An 18,450-nucleotide genomic window follows, 5' to 3' on the forward strand; every position below is an offset into this window, starting at 1 on the left:
CTGCTGTACTCGGTGACCATAAGGACAGCCCAACATGCGCACCCGCCACGATCAAGTACTCACTTTTTGGTAAGCACTCAGCCTTTGGAAAACACCTGGACGGGACAAGATGAGCAAGCACTACCACTGCGCGGTAGAACTCGCCGTCGACGTGATCGGCGGGAAATGGCGCCCGGTCATCCTCGCCCACCTGAAAGAGGGCGTGCACCGCTACGGCGAACTACGCCGCCTGGTCCCGGACATGAGCGAGAAGATGCTGGCGCAGCGGCTGCGCGAGTTGCAGGAAGACGGCCTCGTGGAGCGGATAGACCGCGCCACCAAGCCCGCGCATGTCGAATACCGCCTCACCGAGGAGGGCCGGAGCCTCGCACCGGTCCTGCAAGCCCTCTACGACTGGGGCACCGCCCGAGCCGAACGTACCGCGACGCCGATCGGGATGCCCCGGATCCGATAGGCAATTCGGCCTGATACCAGGCCATTCGGCAAAATCATCAGTATTCTGTGATACAGCACGCAGTGTGCTACGGGAGGATGCTGATGATCGACTCCACCCCGTACCCCGATTCACAGCCGCCGCGCATGGAAATACAGACGAGATCTGAAGTCTCCGGGACCGCCGAACACGTCGTGCAAGCCCGGGACGTAAGCGGTGGAGTGCACATCCACGGCTCAGGGTCTGGCCGACTCGCACGCGGGCGCGGCCCTCACAGTGCGACCATCGGAAGTTGGCCGGCGACGCCGGATCCGGTCGGGACCCGTTCGACGCCGGCCACCGTCAGGCCTGGTGGGCCATGTCGAACTCGCCGGCGGCCATGCCCTCGGCGAAGGCGGCCCACTCGGCCGCGGTGAACCGCAGGATCGGCCCGCCGGGATCCTTACTGTCCCGCACGGCTACGCCCCCGCCGCTCATGGCGGCGACCTCGACGCAGTTTCCGTTCGTGTTGCTCGCACTCGCCTTGCGCCAGCTCAGGCCGGCGCCGTTCTGATCGGACAATCAGGGCTCCTCTCATACGTGAACGCCGCCTGGAGCGGCGTTCTGTTTTCTCCCGCGGCGATCCGCGGGAAGCCTCAGCTCCCCGTCAACTCCCGGATGATGGACTCAAGGACGTCCCGGGTTTCCGAAGGAGTCAACGCGAGTTGCTCGACGTACTGGAAAACCCGGGAAACCCGGACGCGCTCCGCTTCGCGCTCGGCCCAGACCGCGCCGATGATGCCTTCGAGGCAGCAGACGTAGTCCTGCGTATGTCTCCCCGGCGCGAAGTCGAGGATGGAAAGTCCCTCGGACCCGAGTCCGGGATATGCGCCGCGCGAGACCGGGATCACTTGAAGGACGACGTTGGGCAGCCGCGAGATCTTTTCCATGTGCCGCAGCTGAGCCGCCATCACCTCGGCTCCGCCGATGCTGCGCCGAACGACGTTCTCATCGACGATCGCGTGCAGCCGCAACGGCGGAACGGCGTAGAGGCGTTGCTGACGCCTGAGCCGCACGTCGATTTTGATTTCGATGTCCGCGCCTTCGCCCGCACCTGCAACGGCTGTCTGTTCGAAGGCGTTGCCGACCGCCACCGCACGCGAGTACTCGGCGGTCTGGAGGAGGCCGGGGACGAGCATCGACTCGAAGGTCCGCACGCTGGCGGCGATCTGTTCCAGCGCCATGTATTCCGCGTACGCCTCGGTCAGGCCCTGCCAGCGGTTCTCGGTTCTGCTGGCCTTTGCCAGTTCCACGAGGTGGTCGAGTTCATCCGCCGACGCCCCGTAGTAGAGGCACAGATCGCGTACGTCGCGCTGGCTCGCGGGACGCTTGCCGGTTTCGAGGCGGCTCAGTTTGGTCGGCGAGAAACCGGGGCCGAGTTGGGCGAGCAGGTCGCGGGACACCTGGTCGATGGTCTTGCCCGCGCCCTCGCGCAGGCGGCGCAGTTCCGCGCCGAGTCGGAGCCGGTCCGGCGACGGCAGGGTCGGGTCAGGCACGCCGGACGCTCCGGGGGCGCGCCGGAGTGTGCGGGTCGTGCGACGGCCTGCAAGTGCTTACTGCACGTTCACTTGTCACTACCGTTTGGCACTTGCCAGGGGCGGGCATGAAGGTCAATGTAGCAGTCATCGGCAGTGCGGCGCATGAGTATCGACTCTGTTTTGCGTTCTTCACCCGTTCAGGCTCGCGCCAACGCCGTCGCGACGCCGGACCCCCGCCAAGCCGACACCAGGCCTACCTGCCGTCTTCGCAGTCGTCTGCCGGTCGGTACCGCCAGTCTTAGGGGAAGGGAGACCAGCGTCATGACCATCGACTACGAGTACGAGGATGTCCGGGGCGACTCAAGGTTCCCGCGCAAGAAGTTCATCGTGTGGTGCCCGGCCTGCAACGGGTCAGGGCACGTGGTGCCGTTCGGGTCGCGCGCCCGGGTGGGCTGCCGGATCTGCTGGGAGCGGGGGCGCGTCTCGCGGATCGTCGCGGACAGCTGGCTTCGGGAGCACGGAGAGAAAGGCGCCTGACAAGCTGACAGGCCACAAGGCGTGCGACCGGCCGGTATCCGATCGCACGCCGTTGCCCCCGCGTTTCCCCGTGGCCTCCGGGCTGTGCAGAACTCACCGTATTGAACTGCGGCCCGACTGACAGCCCTCGATCATTAAGCTTCCCCTAAGACGAGCTCAGGGTCTTGCGGGGGCGGACACGGGAGGGTTTGGCGAACGCGCGAGCAGTGATGTGATGAGGCGGTACGGGACGCGGAGCCCGTCAGCCCGCCCGTCAACCCGGGTCGACGACCTGGACCTGTGGGGAGTAGCCGTTCCACGTGGCGAACACCGAGTACGTGGTCGAATCCTGGCTGAAGTCGACGCGCAGCCAGCCGTCGGCGGACCAGTTCTGCACGGAGAATCCGGGAGCAGGGGTGGCCGAGACGAGCTTCACGCTGTGCGCCCCGATGGCGAGCACGACGACGCCGCCGGTGGTCTCATACCGCTTGAGCGAGTTGGTCGGCGACGGTGACGGGGACGCCGGTGCCGAGGGGCGCGCGGAGGGAGACGTGCCGGGCGGGTGGCCGGCCGAAGCGCTCTTGCCCGGCGACGGGATCGCGCTCGGCGAGGGGGACGAGGGCGGTGTGGAGGTCACCGGGAGCGCCGGAAGCGGCTGCGCGGTGTGCGCGCCGGCCGCGAGGACGCCGGGCGGCGTCTCGGCCGCCGGGATCAGCACCGAGTCCACGCCGAGCCAGGCGACGCCGGAGGCGACCGCGGTCGCGCCGGCCCACGCCGCCAGCGCGAGCGGTGGCCGCCGTCTGCCCCTCGGCTTGGCGGCCGCTGGTTCAGAGGCCACAGGTTCCCTCTCCACCGGCCATGGATTACGGTGCCACCCTATGGCTAACGTGCTCCTGGTCGAAGACGATGCAGACGTCCGATCCGCGGTCATCCGCCAGCTGAGCGCGTTCGGGCACGCCGTGCGCAGCGCCGGGACGGCGCTCGCCGCGCTGCGCGAGGCCACCCGCGATCCCGGTGACATCATCGTGCTGGACCTCGGGCTGCCGGACCTGGACGGCGCCGAGACGCTGAAGATGCTACGCGCCATCACCAAGGTCCCGGTGATCATCGCCACCGCCCGCGACGACGAGGCCGAGATCATCAGGCTGCTGAACGCGGGCGCGGACGACTACCTGGTCAAGCCGTTCTCCGGCGGGCATCTGGCCGCGCGCATCACCGCGCTGTTGCGGCGGTCCGGATCCGGGCAGGCCCCGGCGACGCTGCGGATCGGCGGGCTTGAGGTGGATCCGCGGCGCCGGGAAGCGCGGCTGGACGGCCGGGCGCTGGACCTGAGCCGGCGCGAGTTCGACCTGCTGGCGTATCTGGCCGCTCGGCCGGGCGAGGTGGTGACCCGGCGGGAGCTGCTGACCGAGGTGTGGCAGCTGCCCTACGGCGACGACCAGACCATCGACGTGCACCTGTCCTGGCTGCGCCGCAAGCTCGGCGAGCGGGCCAGCGCACCGCGTTATCTGCACACCGTGCGCGGCGTGGGCGTCCGGCTGACTGGCCCGCCAGAGTGAGGCTGACACCGTGAAGCTGACACTGTGAGGCTGACACCGTGAGATGGGCCCTGGCGCGGGTGGCCCTCGCCGTCACGAGCATGGTCGCGCTCGCCTTCCTGATCCCGCTGGGTTTCGCGATCGACCACATCGCCGCCCAGCGGGCCCTCGCCGACGCCCAGGCGCGGATCGCCGCGATCGAGCCGCTGCTCGCGGTCACCACGGACCGCACCCAGTTGCAGGGCGCGCTGGAGACGATGTCGGATGCGCAGGACATCGCGCTGCGGCTGCCCGGCGGCGACGTGCTCGGCACGAGCCACACGAGCGCGGCGCAGCTGGCCGCGGTCGAGGCGCAGCGACGCGCGCAGACGCTGGCGGTGCCCGGCGGATCGGTGCTCGTGCAGCCGGAGGTCGTGGACGGCGGGCAGACGACGGTGATCGAGGTCTTCATCGACACCGGCAGCACCCACGAGGGCGTGCTGCGCGGCTGGCTGATCCTCAGCGGCGTCGCGCTGCTCCTGGTCGCCGGCTCGACGCTGGTCGCGGACCGGCTGGCCACCCGGGTCGTCGGCGCGGCCAGGCATCTCGCGCAGGCCTCGCGCAAGCTCGGCGACGGCGACACTACGGTGCGCGTGGCGGCCGACGGCCCGCACGAACTGCGCGAGGCGGGGGACGCGTTCAACGCGATGGCCGACCGCGTCGTGCACCTGCTCGCCGCCGAACGCGAACTGGTCGCGGACCTCTCCCACCGCCTGCGCACGCCGCTGACCGCGCTGCGGCTCAATGCACAGGCGCTCGGCGACGTCCCGGCCGCGGCGTCCACCCGGGACGCGGTGGCGAAGCTGGAACAGGAGGTGGACCAGATCATCCGGACCGCGCGCGGCGGAACGGGCAACGCGGGCTCCTGCGATCTCGCGGCGGTGGTGGCCGAGCGGATGGCGTTCTGGTCGGCGCTGGCCGAGGACCAGGAGCGGCCGTGGCACCTGGTCGGCACGGCGGGTCCGGTGCCGGTCCCGGTGGCGGCACCGGAGCTGGCCGCGGCGCTCGACGCCGTACTGGGCAACGTGTTCCGGCACACGCCCGAAGGCACCGCGTTCCAGGTGACGGTGCATCAGGGCCAGGACTCGGCCGCCATCCTCGTGGACGACGCCGGGCCGGGGCTCGACGAGCCGGACCGCGCGCTGCGCCGCGGCGAAGGCTCGGGCAGGGTGGGCTCGACCGGGCTGGGACTGGACATCGTGCGCAAGCTGGCCGAACGTGCCGGCGGCTCACTGACCGTCGACCGCTCACCGCTCGGCGGCGCCCAGGTGCACTTCTCGTTTCTCATGCCGCCGCACGCAGCTAGTCCGACATCCGGGCAGGTTGCGCGAGCAAGGCGGTATGCGCGCCGAGGACGCGAGTGACGATCAGCACGGCGGAATGGGGACCGGACGGCCTCAGTTGCCTGCGTAACGCGGCCGGGTCGATGTCAGCGCCGCGCTTCTTCACGGTGAGCGTGCCGATCCCGCGCCCGGCGATCAAAGCGCGTAGTCGTTTCACGTTGAACGGGACGACGTCAGTGATCTCGTACGCCGCCGCGAACGGCGTGGACACGAGGCGGTCACCGCTCAGGTAGGCGATGGTCGGATCGATCGTCGTCGCGCCGAGGTCTTCGGCCAGTTCGCCGAGCAGGCGGGCGCGGATGACGGCGCCGTCCGGCTCGTAGAGGTAGCGGCGCACGGCCTTGGCGTCCGGATCCGGCCGCCCGCAGGTCGTGAGCGTATGCGGACCAGGCAACACCGTGGCGCGGCGAGCGGTGCCGGCGAGCGGGCCGAAGTAGATCCCCGCCTCCTTGACGTCGCCGTGGTCCGAGACCCACTCGGCCTCGGCGGCGGCGGGGATCTGGTCGTGCGGCAGGCCGGGGGCGACCTTGAAGCCGGCCGCCGGGACACTCTCGGTCAGGCTGAGCGCGAAACTCCACGGCGGCGAGTACCCGGCCGGGTCGAACACCCTGCCGCGCTCGGTACGCCGGGCCGGGTCGAGGAAGACCGCGTCGCAGCCGTGCCGCGCCGCGCCGGTCAGTGCAACTTTCGTGACGTCGGCCCACCGCACCTCGACCCGGTCGCCGAACCCGGCCGCCCACACGTTGGCCTCGGCTACCGCGCAGGTGACCGGATCTCTGTCGACGGCCAGGACTTCGAGCCCGGCGGCGGCGAAGGCGAGCGCGTCGCCGCCGATGCCGCAGCACAGGTCGGCGACCTTGCGCACCCCGGCCGCGGCGTAGCGGCGCGCGCGCAGCTCGGCGACACTGCGGCGGGTGGCCTGTTCCAGACCCTCGGGGGTGAAGTACATCGTCCGGGCCGCGTCGCCGAACTTGGCGACGGCCCGGCCGCGCAGCCGCGCCTGCGTCAGCGCGGCGGCCGCCAGCGACGCCGGATGGCGTTCCCGCAGTTTCGAGGCCAGCGCGAGGACCGCCGACTCGGCGTAGTCGCCGAGCTCGGCCAGCAGCGCCTGCCCCTCGTCGGTGAGCAGGGCCTCGAAGTCCGCGATCTCCATGGAGCCATTCTGGACTGCTGGTCAGGCGACGAATCGGTCGATACTCTACGCCGCATGGTCTCTACCAATGCGGATGAAGCCTCCGAGAGCCCGGACACGTCCGTATTGGAACCGCCGGAAACCGTCACGCCGGAAACAGCGCCGCGGCTGCGCCCCGCGCGGCCGAACTGGTCGCTCCAGACCCTCGGGCCGTGGCTGCTGGTCGCCGGGCTGATGACCGCCTATCTGCTGATCTCGCTCGCGCGCTACTACCGTTTCGCCCCGACCTCCTGGGACCTCGGCCTGTTCACCGAGGAGATCAAGCAGTACGCGCACTTCCACGCGCCGATCGACGACGCGCGCGCCCCGGGCTACGAGATCCTCGGCGAGCACTTCAGCCCGATCGTCGCGCTGGTCGGGCCGTTCTTCCTGCTGTTCCCGACCCCGGTGACGGTGCTGGTCGCGCAGGCCTTCCTGTTCGGGCTCGGCGCGGTGCCGCTGGTGCGGTACGGGGCCGAGCGCATCGGGGCCGGCGCCGGATACGCGATCGGCGTCGCGTACGGCCTCTCCTTCGGCCTGGCCGAGGCGGTCGACGCGGACTTCCACGAGATCGCCTTCGCGGTGCCGGTCATCTCCTTCTCGATGATCGCGCTGCTGCGCGGCAGATACCGGCAGGCCGCGCTCTGGTCGCTGCTGCTGCTGTTCTGCAAGGAGGACCTGGGGATCACGGTCGTCCTGCCGATCGGCATCGCGCTGATCCTGTGGGGCCGCACGCTGCTGGGCGCCGTCGTGGCCGCCGCGGGGACCGCCGGGTCGCTGCTGGAGATCTACTGGATCATCCCGGCGCTCAACGCCACGCACCAGTACGAGTACTGGAACAAGGGCGGCTGCGCGGACCCGACCCAGCCCGGCGGGGCCAAGCCGATCACCTGCCTGATCGGCCAGAGCATGCAGAGCGCGGGCGGGAAGATGGAGCTGGTCTTCCTGCTGCTGGCGATCACCGCGTTCGTGGCGCTGCGCTCGCCGCTGGTGCTGTTCGCGGTGCCGAACCTGGCTTCCCGGTTCATCACGACGAACTCCACGTTCTGGGGCACCGGCTGGCACTACAACGCGGTCCTGATGCCGATCCTGTTCGTGGCCGCCGCCGACGGGATCGTGCGCGCGCGCTCAGCCGGCGTGCTGCCGCCCGGCGCGGGCACGCTGCGGCGCTGGGCGCGCGGCGTGAGCGGCGCGATGGGCCGCAACGGCGCGGTGGCGACGATGGCCGTCGCGTTCGCGCTGGTGCCGCAGTTCGCGTACAACCAGCTGTTCGACCCGAACACCTTCACCTTCGACCCGCGAACGCAGGCGCTCAGCCACGCCATGTCGCTCGTGCCGGACGGCGTGATGGTCGAGACCACGATCAACATGCTCGCCCCGCTCTCGGCGCGCGACGACGCCTTCTGGGTCGGCAACGCGGCGGCCCCGGTGCCGCCCGAGTACGTCGTCTTCGACCAGGTGGTCTCCGGATTCAGCCCGCCGATCACCGACGTGCCCGGCTTCGAGCAGCAGCGACACCCCGGCGCGCATTACGCGATCGTCTACCAGGACGGCTTCGGGATCTACGTGCTGCACCGGACTTCCTGACCACTCCCGCGGACCGCGGTCCCCATAGGATGAGCCCATCTGACAGTCACCCGGATGGGAGCGGAACTGTGGCAACGACTCGCAAGGCTGCGGCGCACTGGGAAGGCAGCCTGATGGAGGGCAAGGGCGAGGTCGCCTTCAACTCCTCGAACCTCGGCACCTACCCCGTCACCTGGGCGGCCCGCTCCGCGGAGCCCAACGGCGTCACCTCGCCGGAGGAGCTGATCGCGGCGGCCCACTCCACCTGCTTCTCGATGGCCCTCTCGCACGCGCTGGCGCAGGCTGGCAACCCGGCCGACGCCCTGGACACCGCGGCCGAGGTGGACTTCCAGCCGGGCACCGGCATCACCGCGATCCGGCTCAACGTGCGCGCGAGCGTCCCCGGCCTGACCGCGGAGCAGTTCGCCGAGTTCGCCGCGAAGGCGAAGGAGGGCTGCCCGGTGTCCCAGGCGCTCAAGGCCGTCCCGATCAGCCTTGAGGCCGAACTCGTCTGACAAGCAGTCGATTCGCTTCGGGAGTCGGGCGCGGACGTGCCCGACTCCCGTCGTCTGCGCGGCTGCTTCTGCCGGGAATCAGACGTCCCGCGCGACCGCCAGGCCCAGCGTGTCCAATCCGAGCAGCGCCGCGCCGACCACCGGCTGATCCGCCGCCACAACCAGCTCCGCGAGCGGGATCTCGACCGCGGCGCGCGCGGCGATCCGGTCCATCAGGGCCGGTGGGCGCGCCCGTAGCACTCCTCCGCCGAGGACGATCTCGGCGGCCCGGTCCGTGATCCGCAGCCGGGCGAGCGCGACCCCTGCCATCGTGACGATCTCTTCGGCCATCCGGTCCACCACCGCGACCGCGACCGGATCGTGCTCGGCGGCGACTCGCATCAGCGTCGGCGCGAGTTCGCCCAGCCGCTCGTTCTCGATCTCGCCGAAGTGCAGGGCGAGCGCGACCGCCTCCACCGTCGGCCGGCCGAAGTGCCCGGCGACGGCCGCGACCAGCGCGGTCGCCGGACCGCGCCCGTCCTCCGCGCGCACCGCGTGCCAGAGCGCTTCCTCGCCCAAGTAGTGCCCGCCGCCCCAGTCCCCGGTCAGCCGGCCGAGCGCGGGGAACCTGGCCCGGCTGCCGTCCGGGCCGATGCCGGCGCAGTTGATCCCCGCGCCGCAGACCACCGCCACACCCCACGGCCGGGACGCCCCGGCGCGCAGCAGCGCGAAGGTGTCGTTGCCCACTTCGACCGAGTCGGTCCAGCGCTGCGCCATGAAGGCGGTGGCAAGCGCCTGTTCCTCCACCGGCAGGTCGGCCCCGGCCACGTAAGCGGCCAAGTGCCGGGCCAGCGGAATCCCGTCCGGGACCGCCAGCTCGGCACGGATCAGCCCGACCGCCTCCGCCGCCACCGCGATCGCCGCGGCGACCCCGCTGTTCTGCGGGGTGAAGCCGCCGGAGCGGGCCGAGGCGATCACCGCGCCGCCGGAGTCGACCAACAGGACGTCGGTCTTGCTGTTGCCGCCGTCGATGGCCAGGACGGTCCCGGCACGTTCCGGCTTTCCCTCCGGCCGACCCGGACTGTGGGTAGTGCCGACCGTCACCGCGACTCCGCCCACGGCAGGTGCTGCGCGTTGGCCGCGATGAGCGCGTCGGCGAGTTTTCCGGCGAGATCGGCCTGGCCGATCAGCGGGTGGGCGAGCAGCGCGTCGAAGACCCGGTCACGGCCGCCGCGGATCGCCGCGTCGATGGCCAGTTCCTCGTATGCGCTCACGTGCGCGATCAGGCCGCGCAGCGCGGGCGGCAGCGGGGATTGCGGCAGGGGTTCGATTCCGGCCGCACCGACCGAGGCCGAGACCTCGATGACCGCGGCGTCGTCCAGGAACGGCAGCGTCCCGTTGTTGCGCACATTGACCACCTGCACGTCGGCCTTGCCGCCGACCAGCGACGCGAGCAGCTGCACCGCGGCCTCCGAGTAGAAAGCCCCGCCGCGCTTGGACAGCAGTTCCGGTTTCTCGTCGACGGAGGGATCGCGGTAGAGCTCAAGCAGCTTCTCCTCGATCTGCGCCACCGCGGACGCGCGGGTCGGGGCGTTGCGCTCCTCTTCGACCACTTGGTCGTGCATGTAGTAGTAACGCAGGTAGTAGGACGGGATCATGCCGAGGCGGCGGATCACGGAGACGGGGACCTGGTTGCCCTCGGCGATCTCGTCCGCGCTGCGCTCGATGATCGAGGGCAGGATCTCCTCGCCGTCAAGCTTCACCCCGCGCTCCCAGGTCAGGTGGTTCAGGCCGACGTGGTCGAGCCGGATGCGCTCCGGCTCGACGCCCAACTCGGCGGCGAACCGGCGCTGGAAGCCGATCGCGACGTTGCACAGGCCCACCGCGTCGTGCCCCGCGTCGAGCAGCGCGCGCGTGACGATCCCGACCGGGTTGGTGAAGTCGACGATCCGCGCCTCGGGCGCGAGCTTGCGCACGCGATCCGCGAGGTCGAGCACCACCGGCACGGTGCGCAGCGCCTTGGCCAGGCCGCCCGCTCCGGTGGTCTCCTGCCCGACGCAGCAGAACTCCAGCGGCAGCGTCTCGTCCACGTTGCGCGCCGCCTGGCCGCCGACGCGCAACTGGAAGAGCACCGCGTCCGCTCCGTCCACGCCCTCGTCCAAGGAGGAAGTGGTCAGGACGCGGCCCGGGTGACCCTGTTTGGCGAGAATGCGGCGGGAGACCGCGCCGACCGCCTCAAGCCGGTCCCGCGCCGGGTCCACCAGCGCGAGCTCGGAGATCGGCAGCTCGGCGCGCAGCCGGGCGAAGCCGTCGACGAGTTCGGGGGTGTAGGTCGAACCGCCCCCGATGATGGCGAGCTTCATCAGCCCTTCACTCCTGTCAGTGTCACACCCTCGACGAAGACCTTCTGTGCGAAGAAGAACACGACCACGATGGGCGCGATGACCATCAGGTTGGCGGCCATCATCAGGTTCCAGTCCACGTGGTGCGCCGCGTGGAAGGTCTCAAGGCCGAGGGCCAGGGTCCAGTTGCCGGGGTTGGCGCCGACGTAGACCTGCGGGCCGAAGTAGTCGTTCCAGGCGTAGAAGAACTGGAACAGCGCGACCGCAGCGATCGCCGGCCTGATCATCGGCACCACCACCCGCAGCAGCGTCCGCAGTTCCCCGCAGCCGTCCACCCGCGCCGCGTCGAGGTACTCCCTGGGCACGGTCAGCAGGAACTGCCGCAGCAGGAAGATCGAGTACGCGTCGCCGAACGCGGTGGGCACGATCAGCGGCCACAGGGTGCCGCCGAGCCCGAACTGCTTGGTCCACAGGATGTACATCGGCATCACGGTGACCTGCGGTGGGATCATCATCGCGGAGACCAGCAGGATCATCGCGGCGCGGCGGAAGCGGAACCTGAACTTGGCCAGCGCGTACGCCACCGGCACCGAGGAGACCACGGTCAGCAGCGTCACCGGGATGGCGTAGAGCAGCGTGTTCTTGTACCAGGTGAGGAATCCGGCGCGGTCCCACACGTCGCGGAAGTTCGACCACTGCCAGTGCGAGGGCCACAGCGCGCCGGACAGCGCCTGGTTGTCCGGCATCACCGCGGTGACCAGCAGGAAGAAGAACGGCCCGGCGAAGAAGAGCGCGGCGACGATCGCCAGCGAGTTCACCGCGATCCACTCCAGGGCGCGGCGGCGGCGCGCGGCGGCGCGGGCCGCCCGGTCGATACCGGAGCGCGGCGTGGCGGGAGGGGCGAGCACAGCCATCAGTCGGTTCCCACCAATCCGTTGCGGCGGCGCAGGAGGAAGAGCGTGAACAGCATCGTCATCGCGAACAGGAGGATGGACAGCACGCAGGCCGGCCCGGTGTTCGCGTTGAGGATGCCCTGCTCGTAGATCAGCTGCGGCACGGTGAGGCTGGAGCCGAGCGGATAACCGATGTCAAGGGTCGTACCCGCGGTGGCCACGTGGCCGCTGGCCACCTCGCCGGCCACGATCGCCTGCGTGTAGTACTGCATCGTGTAGATCACGCCGGTGACCACCGAGAACAGGATGACCGGCTGGATCGAGGGCAGCGTGACGTAGCGGAAGCGCTTGACCGGGCCGGCGCCGTCGATCTGTGCGGCCTCCAGCTGTTCCTTCGGCACGTCGAGCAGCGCGGCGAAGAAGATCACCACGGTGTTGCCGATGCCCCAGAGGGACAGCACGGTCAGCGAGGGCTTGAACCAGACCGGCGAGTTGAACCACTCCGGCGGGTTGTGCACGCCGAGGTGCGCGAGGATCGAGTTGATCGGGCCGCCGGCGTCGAAGAGGTAGACGAAGACCAGGGTGGAGACGACCGGCGGGGCCAGGTACGGCAGGTAGAACAGGGTCCGGAAGATGTTGCCGCCGCGCTTGATCTTGGTGATCAGCAGCGAGACGCCGAGGCCGAAGACGATTTGCAGCGTGACCATGACCACGACCAGCCACAGCGTGTTCTTCAGGCCCGTGACCAGGTCCGGGAAGTTGAACAGGATGTAGTCCCAGTTCTTCAGGCCCACCCAGACCGGCGGGTTGAACTGGTCGTAGTAGTAGAAGGAGAAGTAGACCGCCGCGATCAGCGGGTAGGCGAAGAAGACGCTGAAGCCCAGCAGCCAGGGGGACAGGAAGCCGAGTGCGGCCAGCCCCTCCCGGCGGCGCTTTCTGCGCAGCGCCGCCGGGAGGCCGGCCCGCTTCCCGCGCCCGGACGGGGCGAGGACGGGGGTTGCCATCGTGAGCCGTTCCGTCAGCTGCCGCTGGGCCGCACGCCGGCCGCGGTGTCCTTGTCGATCTGCGAGTCGAGCGCGGCCAGCGCCGAGGACAGGTTCGAGTCGGTGACCTGGCCCGCCTCCCAGGTCGCCAGCCAGGTCTGCGCGGTCTGCTGGTACTGGCCGCCGTTGGGCGAGGCCGGGGTGGTGGAGGAGTGCGGGTCGCCGGAGACCTTCACGAAGGTCTGGAAGTTCGGGTCCTGGGTCAGCTGCGGCGAGGCCAGCGCGGCGAAGGTGCTCGGCACGTTGTAGATCGCGTTGGCGAAGGTGACGAGGGAGTCGGTGTTCGTGGTCAGGTACTTCACCATCTCCCAGTCGGCGTCCTGGTGGGTGCTGCGCGAGGAGATGCCGATGACCGTGCCGGACAGGTACCCGCCGCCGTACGACGCGGCGTCAGAATCCTGAACCGGGAAGGGCGCGGTCCCGTAGGACAGCTTCGGCGTCTCGGCCTTGAGGTTGGCGTTGCGCCACTCGCCGTCCAGGGCCATCGCCACGGCGCCGGTCTCGAAGGGGTTCTGCCCGGCGGTGAACTCGCCCGCGCTCATCGACTTGTTCATGAAGTCGGTCAGCTGCTTGGCGGAGGACTTCGGGGCCTGGTTCAGGACGGCGGACGCGAAGGACTTCTGCCAGTCCACCATCGTGGTGAAGCCGGGGTCCGAGGCCAGCTCGGAGTTGTGCGTCGGGGTCTGCCACTTGAGGTGGAAGGTCGGGGTGAAGTGGCCCGGCACCTGCTCGAAGTAGGCGAAGGAGGGGACGAAGCCGAGCTGCTTGAACGAGCCGTCGGCGTTCTTCACGGTGAGTTTGAGGGCGTCGGCCTGCAAGTCGGACAGGGTCTGGGGCGGGGCGGTGATCCCGGCCTGCGCGAACAGGGTCTTGTTGTAGTAGAGGCCGTACGCGTCGTTCTCCAGCGGCAGCGCGCACTGGTCGCCCTGGTACTGCGTGTAGTTGATCAGCGGCGCGGGGAAGGTCTTGGCCGCGTCGATCTGCGCGGCGGCCAGGTCCTGCTTGAGGTTGATCCACTCGCCGGTGGAGCAGTAGGTGCCGACGTCGTCGGTGGTGAACGAGACCGCGACGTCCGGGGACTGCGATCCGCCGGCCTTGATGCCCTGCTGGATCTGCGTGTCGTTGATGTTGCCGGTGACTGTGACGTGGATGTTGGGGTGCGCCTTCTCGAAGTTGGTGACCATCGCGTTGAAGGCGTCGTTCTCCGAGCCCTGCGAGAAGCCGTCCCAGAGGGTGATGGTGACGTTGGGCTTACTCGTCGGGTAGGGGTCGACGGCGGTGATCTTCTGCTGTGGGGCGGCGGTGTTGCCGGCGCACGCCGCGGCGGTGAGAATCGCGGATATCGCGGCCGCGGGGCCGGTCATGCGTCGCAGTGGCCACATGGCGTGGACTCCTTCGCGGATCGGGGAGTACTGGGTCGGGGTGAGCCGTACGTGAGCGGAACTTGGACGTGCGGGCCGTGCATGCAGTGCAGGCTGTGCAGGCAGTGCAGGCAGTGCAGGCTGTGCGGGCCGTGCGGGCCGTGCCGTGCAGGTTGAGCTGGGGATTCCGGATGTCCCGGATGTCCCAGGTGTTCCGGGCTTTCCGGATGTTCCGAGTGTTGTTCTGGCTGTGCTATTGGTTCACGCGGTGGTGGAGACGGACGTGGAGGACGGAAGGGTGCTGGAGAACACCGCCTCCCGCGTCGCCGCCAAGGCCGCCTGGATCGCCCCGGCGAGCACGGGGTTGTCCGCAACGGCGGACGTGACCAAGCGGGGTCTGGGGATTGCCATGCCGTGCAGGACCTCGGCGATCAGTTCGCGCAGCGGCGCCGCTCCGGCCCGCAGGATCGCGCCGGTGAGCACGATGAGTTCGGGGTCGAGCACGGCGACGATCGGGGCCAGGCCGGTGGCCAGCCGGTCAGCCAATTCGGCCAGCAGCCGACGAGCGGCCTGCGCCGCGTCTTGGGCAGAGTCTTGGGCGGTGTCTTGGGCAGCGGGCGTTCCAGGCGCATCTGACGTACCCGACGCGCCTGCCGCACCTGACACACCCGACACACCCGAAGCACCGGATCGCGCAGACGCCTCGACCACTTCGGCCGCCCGAGCGACGGCAATCTGCGGCTCGGCACCGGTGAACCCGTGCCGACGGGCCAGTTTCAGCACTGCGGGACCGCCAGCCAGCGCCTGGAATCCACCGGTGGTGCCGCGGCCGATGCTGCGCACGAGCGGTGCACCGGGCACCGGCATGTAGCCGACCTCGCCCGCTCCCCCGGTGGCGCCGCGGTGCAGCCGTCCGTCGATGACGACTGCGGCACCGATGCCCTCGGCGATCCACAGGACCACGAAGTCGCGCGCGCCCGGATGCGGGTCGCCCGGACCGCCGGGTGCGGCCGCGCCGACGGTCTGCTCGGCGACGGCGGCCAGGTTCACGTCGTTCTCGACGTCGACGCGCGGATTGGGCGCGCCTGGCGGTGTGAGCTCCGTGCGTAGCCGGGCGAGCAGGTCCGGCTCGTGCCAGCCAGGCAGGTGCCGGGCGAAGCCGAGCCGTCCGGTGCCGGGGTCGATCGCGCCGCCGATGCCGATGACGGCGTGATGCAGAGCCGCCAACTGGAGTCCAGCCGGTGCGCAGGCAGCCGCCAGTGCTTCACGCACCCGGTCGACGGTGCCGGTGGCGGAGCGGCCCGGCGTCGGCAACGTGGCCTCGCCGACGACGCTTCCGGCCAAGTCGCAGACGCGAGCGACGATCCGGGCCGAGGTGACATCGAGCCCTGCGACGTGCGCCGCTCCGCCGCGCAACCGGTAGCGGCGCGCGGTGCGGCCGGGCGTACCCGGCCCAGGAGTTGCGGAACTGGGTTGAGCAGCACCAGATTGAGAGTCACCAGGCTGAGACGCGCCGAACGGAGCAGCACTGGACCGGGCGGCACCGGACGGGACAGCGCCAGACGAGACAGCGCCAAGCGGGGCGGCGCCAGACGAGACAGCGCCAGATCGCCGTACAGAAGCCTGCGAGCCACCACGCTGCACAGCAACATGCTGCTCGGCGCTGTACTGCACGGCGCCGTGCTGCATCACAGCATGCTGCGCAGCCTCGGACTCAAGCTCGGGCACCGGTTCCACCAGCCCAGCGGCCTCCAGCCGATCCATCAGCTGCGAGGCAGTCGGCTTGGACAACCCGGCGAGAGCGCCTAGTTGGGTGCGTGAAAGCGGTCCGCGGTCGGCGAGCAGCCGCAGCGCAGTGCGGTCGTTAATGGCGCGCAGCAGACTGGGCGTGCCGGGAGGACCGACCGGCTCGTGGTCCATCGCCCCTCCCGAAGATAGATAAGGAAAGTTTCCTTATCGATGAATGCACGTTAAAGGCAACTGCGCAGCGAGTCAAGAGGCTTAACGAGATTGCCAGCTCGACCTGCGGCCGAATAGTGGTCTAGCCCGCGCAGTCTCGCCCACCCGGTCTCGTGGACTCGGTCTCACGGACTCGGTCTCACGCACCCGATCTTGCGCACTCGGTCTCATCCACATGGCCTCACCCACGAGCAAAGAGCTGGCCAAGAATCATCAGCACCGTTGCGGAACGCGGCCCCGCCCCGGTCAACTCGTGACGGGACGTCACCTGCCGAGGCAGGGAGTGGGAAACAAGGAGCGCTCGATGAGTCTGCGCCGCACGGCCCTGGTGGTCACCGCGACGCTACTGGCCATGCTCGGCCTACTCGCCACAAAGGGCGGCGGCTCCCGTGCGCGTGCTGCATCGATGTCGGTCGTCATCGTGACGCAGGGAAAGATGCGCACCGCGACCGGCCCACAAGTCGTGCTCGCCCACGGAATCGTCCAAGTGCGGGTCACTGTTGCTAAAGGACGGATCGCCGACGTGACGGCGCTTCAACTGCCGCACGACAATCCACACTCGTGGAGCAGCTCGACCGCTGCGGCGGCGATTCTGCGCTCCGAGGCGCTGAAGGCGCAGAGCGCGGACATCGACATCGTGTCCGGCGCAACGTACACCTCACGCGGCTACGCCCGCTCGCTGCAAGCCGCACTAGACGCCCTAGGAATGAAGAGCTGACAGCCACAGCTCCGGACCCCGCGTAGCTCACACTCTCCACGCACGCAAATAGTCGAATATACGACTTACTAGAATCTGTGCCTTATGTCAGATATCGGTGATAGAATTGAGGTATCGGGAATCATCCCGCCACCTGCGCCGATACCGCTGAAAGGCCCGCCATGAACACCGTGGACCCGATTGAAATTTCCGCCGAGACTACCGGCGAGAACGCCACCACCGTGCGGACGAATGCCAACCAGGACGCACTGGCCGCACGATTGGCCGGTGCACCGCCAAGCGCGGGCGCGTTGGACACGCTGGCCTTCGAGCAGCTTTCACATGGCGGCCGCCTGGACGCGGTACTCGCCTGGGAACGACTGCTACGCCACACCCACGCCGGACTGATCCGCTGCCTAGGCGCCCTAGCCCACCACGAAACCAAAAACATCGCCGCAGGCGCCGACAAAGGCACGGGCGGGATGTGGCTGGTGGAAAGCGAGCTGAGCGCTGCCCTGGCCTGGTCCCCCGCCACCGCCCAGGCCCGGCTGGCCGACGCCCACGCCCTCACCCGCCTGTTCCCCAGTACCCTGCACCAGCTCTCTCAGGGCCAAGTCTCCATCGAGCAAGCCCGTGCCCTAACCCAACTGACCGCTGGCCTCGACGACCCGGCCGCCCAAGCCGTCGAAACTCGCGTCCTACCCCGGATGGCAGGCCAGAGTGCTGCGGTCACTCGTCAAGCCATCCGTCGCGCCGTGCTGCGCGCCGATCCGGACGCCGCTGCGAATCGTCACCGTCACGAGCGTGCTCGCCGCCGAGTCGAACTGCGCGCCGAAGACGACGGGATGGCCACGTTAAGCTTCTATCTGGCGGCCGATGTGGCGCAGATGGCCATGCGCACCCTCACCACCCTGGCGCAGGGTGCGAAGCGCAAGAACAAGAACAACACTCCCGCCGATAAGCGCACGCTCGACCAGCGCCGCGCCGACCTGCTGCCCGCGCTCCTGTACCACGCTGCCTGCGGCAACACCGCCGGAACCGGGCCAGCGTCATCCACCCTCTCGACGCTCCCGGCCGTGCCGGCGCACGTGAGCGTGGTGGTGAACATCGAAACCCTCCTGGGGCTGAGCCACGAACCCGGTCACCTCACCGGCTACGGCCCGCTGTGCCCCGAACAAACCCGCCGCGTCGCATCAGCCCACACCGCCCGGTGGCGCTTCCTGCTCACCGCCAGCGATGGCACCCTCGTGGACACCTCGTCCCGCACCTACACCCCCCGCGCCGCCATCAAACGCCTCACCCAGCTCAAGCACAACACGTGCGTGTTCCCGCACTGTCAGATGCCCGCCGACCGCTGCGACCTCGACCACAACCAACCCTTCAACAACGGCGGCGAAACCACCCCCGATAACCTCGCACCACTTTGCCGCCGCCACCACAACCACAAAACCCAACGTCAATGGGACCTGCACCGGCGCAGTGACACTCTCGAATGGACCTCACGCCGAACCGGACGCAGCTACACCACCGCGCCGACC

Annotated in this window: 18 protein-coding genes and 1 pseudogene; 8 read left to right on the forward strand and 11 right to left on the reverse strand. The window is 69.5% G+C overall.

The window, feature by feature from the left end; all coding sequences use genetic code 11:
* Positions 1–109 precede the first annotated feature (109 nt).
* Positions 110–454, forward strand: coding sequence for a helix-turn-helix domain-containing protein (locus tag VGS97_RS24855; protein WP_326856064.1), 345 nt, complete (start codon positions 110–112; stop codon positions 452–454).
* 321 nt (positions 455–775) lie between these two features.
* On the opposite strand, the gene VGS97_RS24860 is transcribed toward VGS97_RS24855, so the two are convergent.
* Positions 776–994, reverse strand: a complete 219-nt coding sequence (locus VGS97_RS24860) for a DUF397 domain-containing protein (protein WP_326856065.1) — start codon at positions 992–994, stop codon at positions 776–778.
* A gap of 74 nt (positions 995–1,068) precedes the next feature.
* Positions 1,069–1,968 (reverse strand): helix-turn-helix transcriptional regulator, encoded by a 900-nt coding sequence (locus tag VGS97_RS24865; RefSeq protein WP_326856067.1) that lies wholly within the window; start codon positions 1,966–1,968, stop codon positions 1,069–1,071.
* Between the two features lie 303 nt (positions 1,969–2,271).
* On the opposite strand from VGS97_RS24865, the gene VGS97_RS24870 reads away from it, so the two are divergent.
* Entirely contained in the window at positions 2,272–2,487 is a 216-nt protein-coding gene (locus VGS97_RS24870) for a hypothetical protein (protein WP_326856068.1), read from the forward strand.
* A gap of 253 nt (positions 2,488–2,740) precedes the next feature.
* Here VGS97_RS24870 and VGS97_RS24875 read toward each other — a convergent pair whose 3' ends face one another.
* Positions 2,741–3,304, reverse strand: a complete 564-nt coding sequence (locus VGS97_RS24875) for a hypothetical protein (protein WP_326856069.1) — start codon at positions 3,302–3,304, stop codon at positions 2,741–2,743.
* A 40-nt stretch (positions 3,305–3,344) separates the two neighbouring features.
* On the opposite strand from VGS97_RS24875, the gene VGS97_RS24880 reads away from it, so the two are divergent.
* Both VGS97_RS24880 and VGS97_RS24885 read left to right on the forward strand, forming a co-directional pair.
* Positions 3,345–4,025 carry a response regulator transcription factor gene (locus tag VGS97_RS24880; protein ID WP_326856070.1) on the forward strand — a complete coding sequence of 227 codons (681 nt, stop codon included), beginning with the start codon at positions 3,345–3,347 and terminating at the stop codon, positions 4,023–4,025.
* Between the two features lie 38 nt (positions 4,026–4,063).
* Positions 4,064–5,407, forward strand: a complete 1,344-nt coding sequence (locus VGS97_RS24885) for a HAMP domain-containing sensor histidine kinase (RefSeq protein ID WP_326856071.1) — start codon at positions 4,064–4,066, stop codon at positions 5,405–5,407.
* Here VGS97_RS24885 and VGS97_RS24890 read toward each other — a convergent pair.
* Positions 5,346–6,539: a class I SAM-dependent methyltransferase gene (locus VGS97_RS24890; protein WP_326856072.1), complete on the reverse strand. Its 1,194-nt coding sequence runs from the start codon at positions 6,537–6,539 to the stop codon at positions 5,346–5,348. The genes VGS97_RS24885 and VGS97_RS24890 overlap by 62 nt on opposite strands.
* Before the next feature lie 54 nt (positions 6,540–6,593).
* On the opposite strand from VGS97_RS24890, the gene VGS97_RS24895 reads away from it, so the two are divergent.
* The gene (locus VGS97_RS24895) at positions 6,594–8,144 is read left to right on the forward strand and encodes a DUF2079 domain-containing protein (RefSeq protein WP_326856073.1); all 1,551 of its coding nucleotides are present in this window, start codon (positions 6,594–6,596) and stop codon (positions 8,142–8,144) included.
* A gap of 68 nt (positions 8,145–8,212) precedes the next feature.
* Positions 8,213–8,638, forward strand: coding sequence for an OsmC family protein (locus VGS97_RS24900; RefSeq protein ID WP_326856074.1), 426 nt, complete (start codon positions 8,213–8,215; stop codon positions 8,636–8,638).
* 78 nt (positions 8,639–8,716) lie between these two features.
* Here VGS97_RS24900 and VGS97_RS24905 read toward each other — a convergent pair whose 3' ends face one another.
* The 7 genes and pseudogenes from VGS97_RS24905 to VGS97_RS29855 form a co-directional block, all read right to left on the reverse strand.
* Positions 8,717–9,721 (reverse strand): N-acetylglucosamine kinase, encoded by a 1,005-nt coding sequence (locus VGS97_RS24905; RefSeq protein ID WP_326856075.1) that lies wholly within the window; start codon positions 9,719–9,721, stop codon positions 8,717–8,719.
* Positions 9,718–10,980: a 6-phospho-beta-glucosidase gene (locus VGS97_RS24910; RefSeq protein WP_326856076.1), complete on the reverse strand. Its 1,263-nt coding sequence runs from the start codon at positions 10,978–10,980 to the stop codon at positions 9,718–9,720. Before VGS97_RS24910 ends, VGS97_RS24905 begins: the two co-directional genes overlap by 4 nt.
* Positions 10,980–11,876 carry a carbohydrate ABC transporter permease gene (locus VGS97_RS24915; protein WP_414641826.1) on the reverse strand — a complete coding sequence of 299 codons (897 nt, stop codon included), beginning with the start codon at positions 11,874–11,876 and terminating at the stop codon, positions 10,980–10,982. The genes VGS97_RS24910 and VGS97_RS24915 overlap by 1 nt, the downstream gene beginning before the upstream one ends.
* Complete coding sequence (locus VGS97_RS24920) at positions 11,873–12,856, reverse strand: sugar ABC transporter permease (protein ID WP_326856078.1); 984 nt, start codon at positions 12,854–12,856, stop codon at positions 11,873–11,875. Before VGS97_RS24920 ends, VGS97_RS24915 begins: the two co-directional genes overlap by 4 nt.
* A 14-nt stretch (positions 12,857–12,870) precedes the next feature.
* Entirely contained in the window at positions 12,871–14,277 is a 1,407-nt protein-coding gene (locus VGS97_RS24925) for an extracellular solute-binding protein (protein ID WP_326856079.1), read from the reverse strand.
* A gap of 240 nt (positions 14,278–14,517) precedes the next feature.
* Entirely contained in the window at positions 14,518–15,945 is a 1,428-nt protein-coding gene (locus VGS97_RS24930) for an ROK family protein (RefSeq protein WP_414641827.1), read from the reverse strand.
* Between the two features lie 45 nt (positions 15,946–15,990).
* Positions 15,991–16,176, reverse strand: a pseudogene (locus tag VGS97_RS29855) (MarR family transcriptional regulator); the annotation flags it as partial.
* A 343-nt stretch (positions 16,177–16,519) separates the two neighbouring features.
* On the opposite strand from VGS97_RS29855, the gene VGS97_RS24935 reads away from it, so the two are divergent.
* Both VGS97_RS24935 and VGS97_RS24940 read left to right on the forward strand, forming a co-directional pair.
* The gene (locus VGS97_RS24935; RefSeq protein WP_326856081.1) at positions 16,520–16,933 is read left to right on the forward strand and encodes an FMN-binding protein; all 414 of its coding nucleotides are present in this window, start codon (positions 16,520–16,522) and stop codon (positions 16,931–16,933) included.
* Positions 16,934–17,094: 161 nt separating this feature from the next.
* The coding region (locus tag VGS97_RS24940) for an HNH endonuclease (RefSeq protein ID WP_326856082.1) at positions 17,095–18,450 on the forward strand (1,356 nt) is incomplete at its 3' end.

Origin of the sequence: Actinocrinis sp., assembly GCF_035946395.1 — a bacterium.
In the GTDB taxonomy this organism is placed as follows: Bacteria; Actinomycetota; Actinomycetes; order Streptomycetales; family Catenulisporaceae; genus Actinocrinis.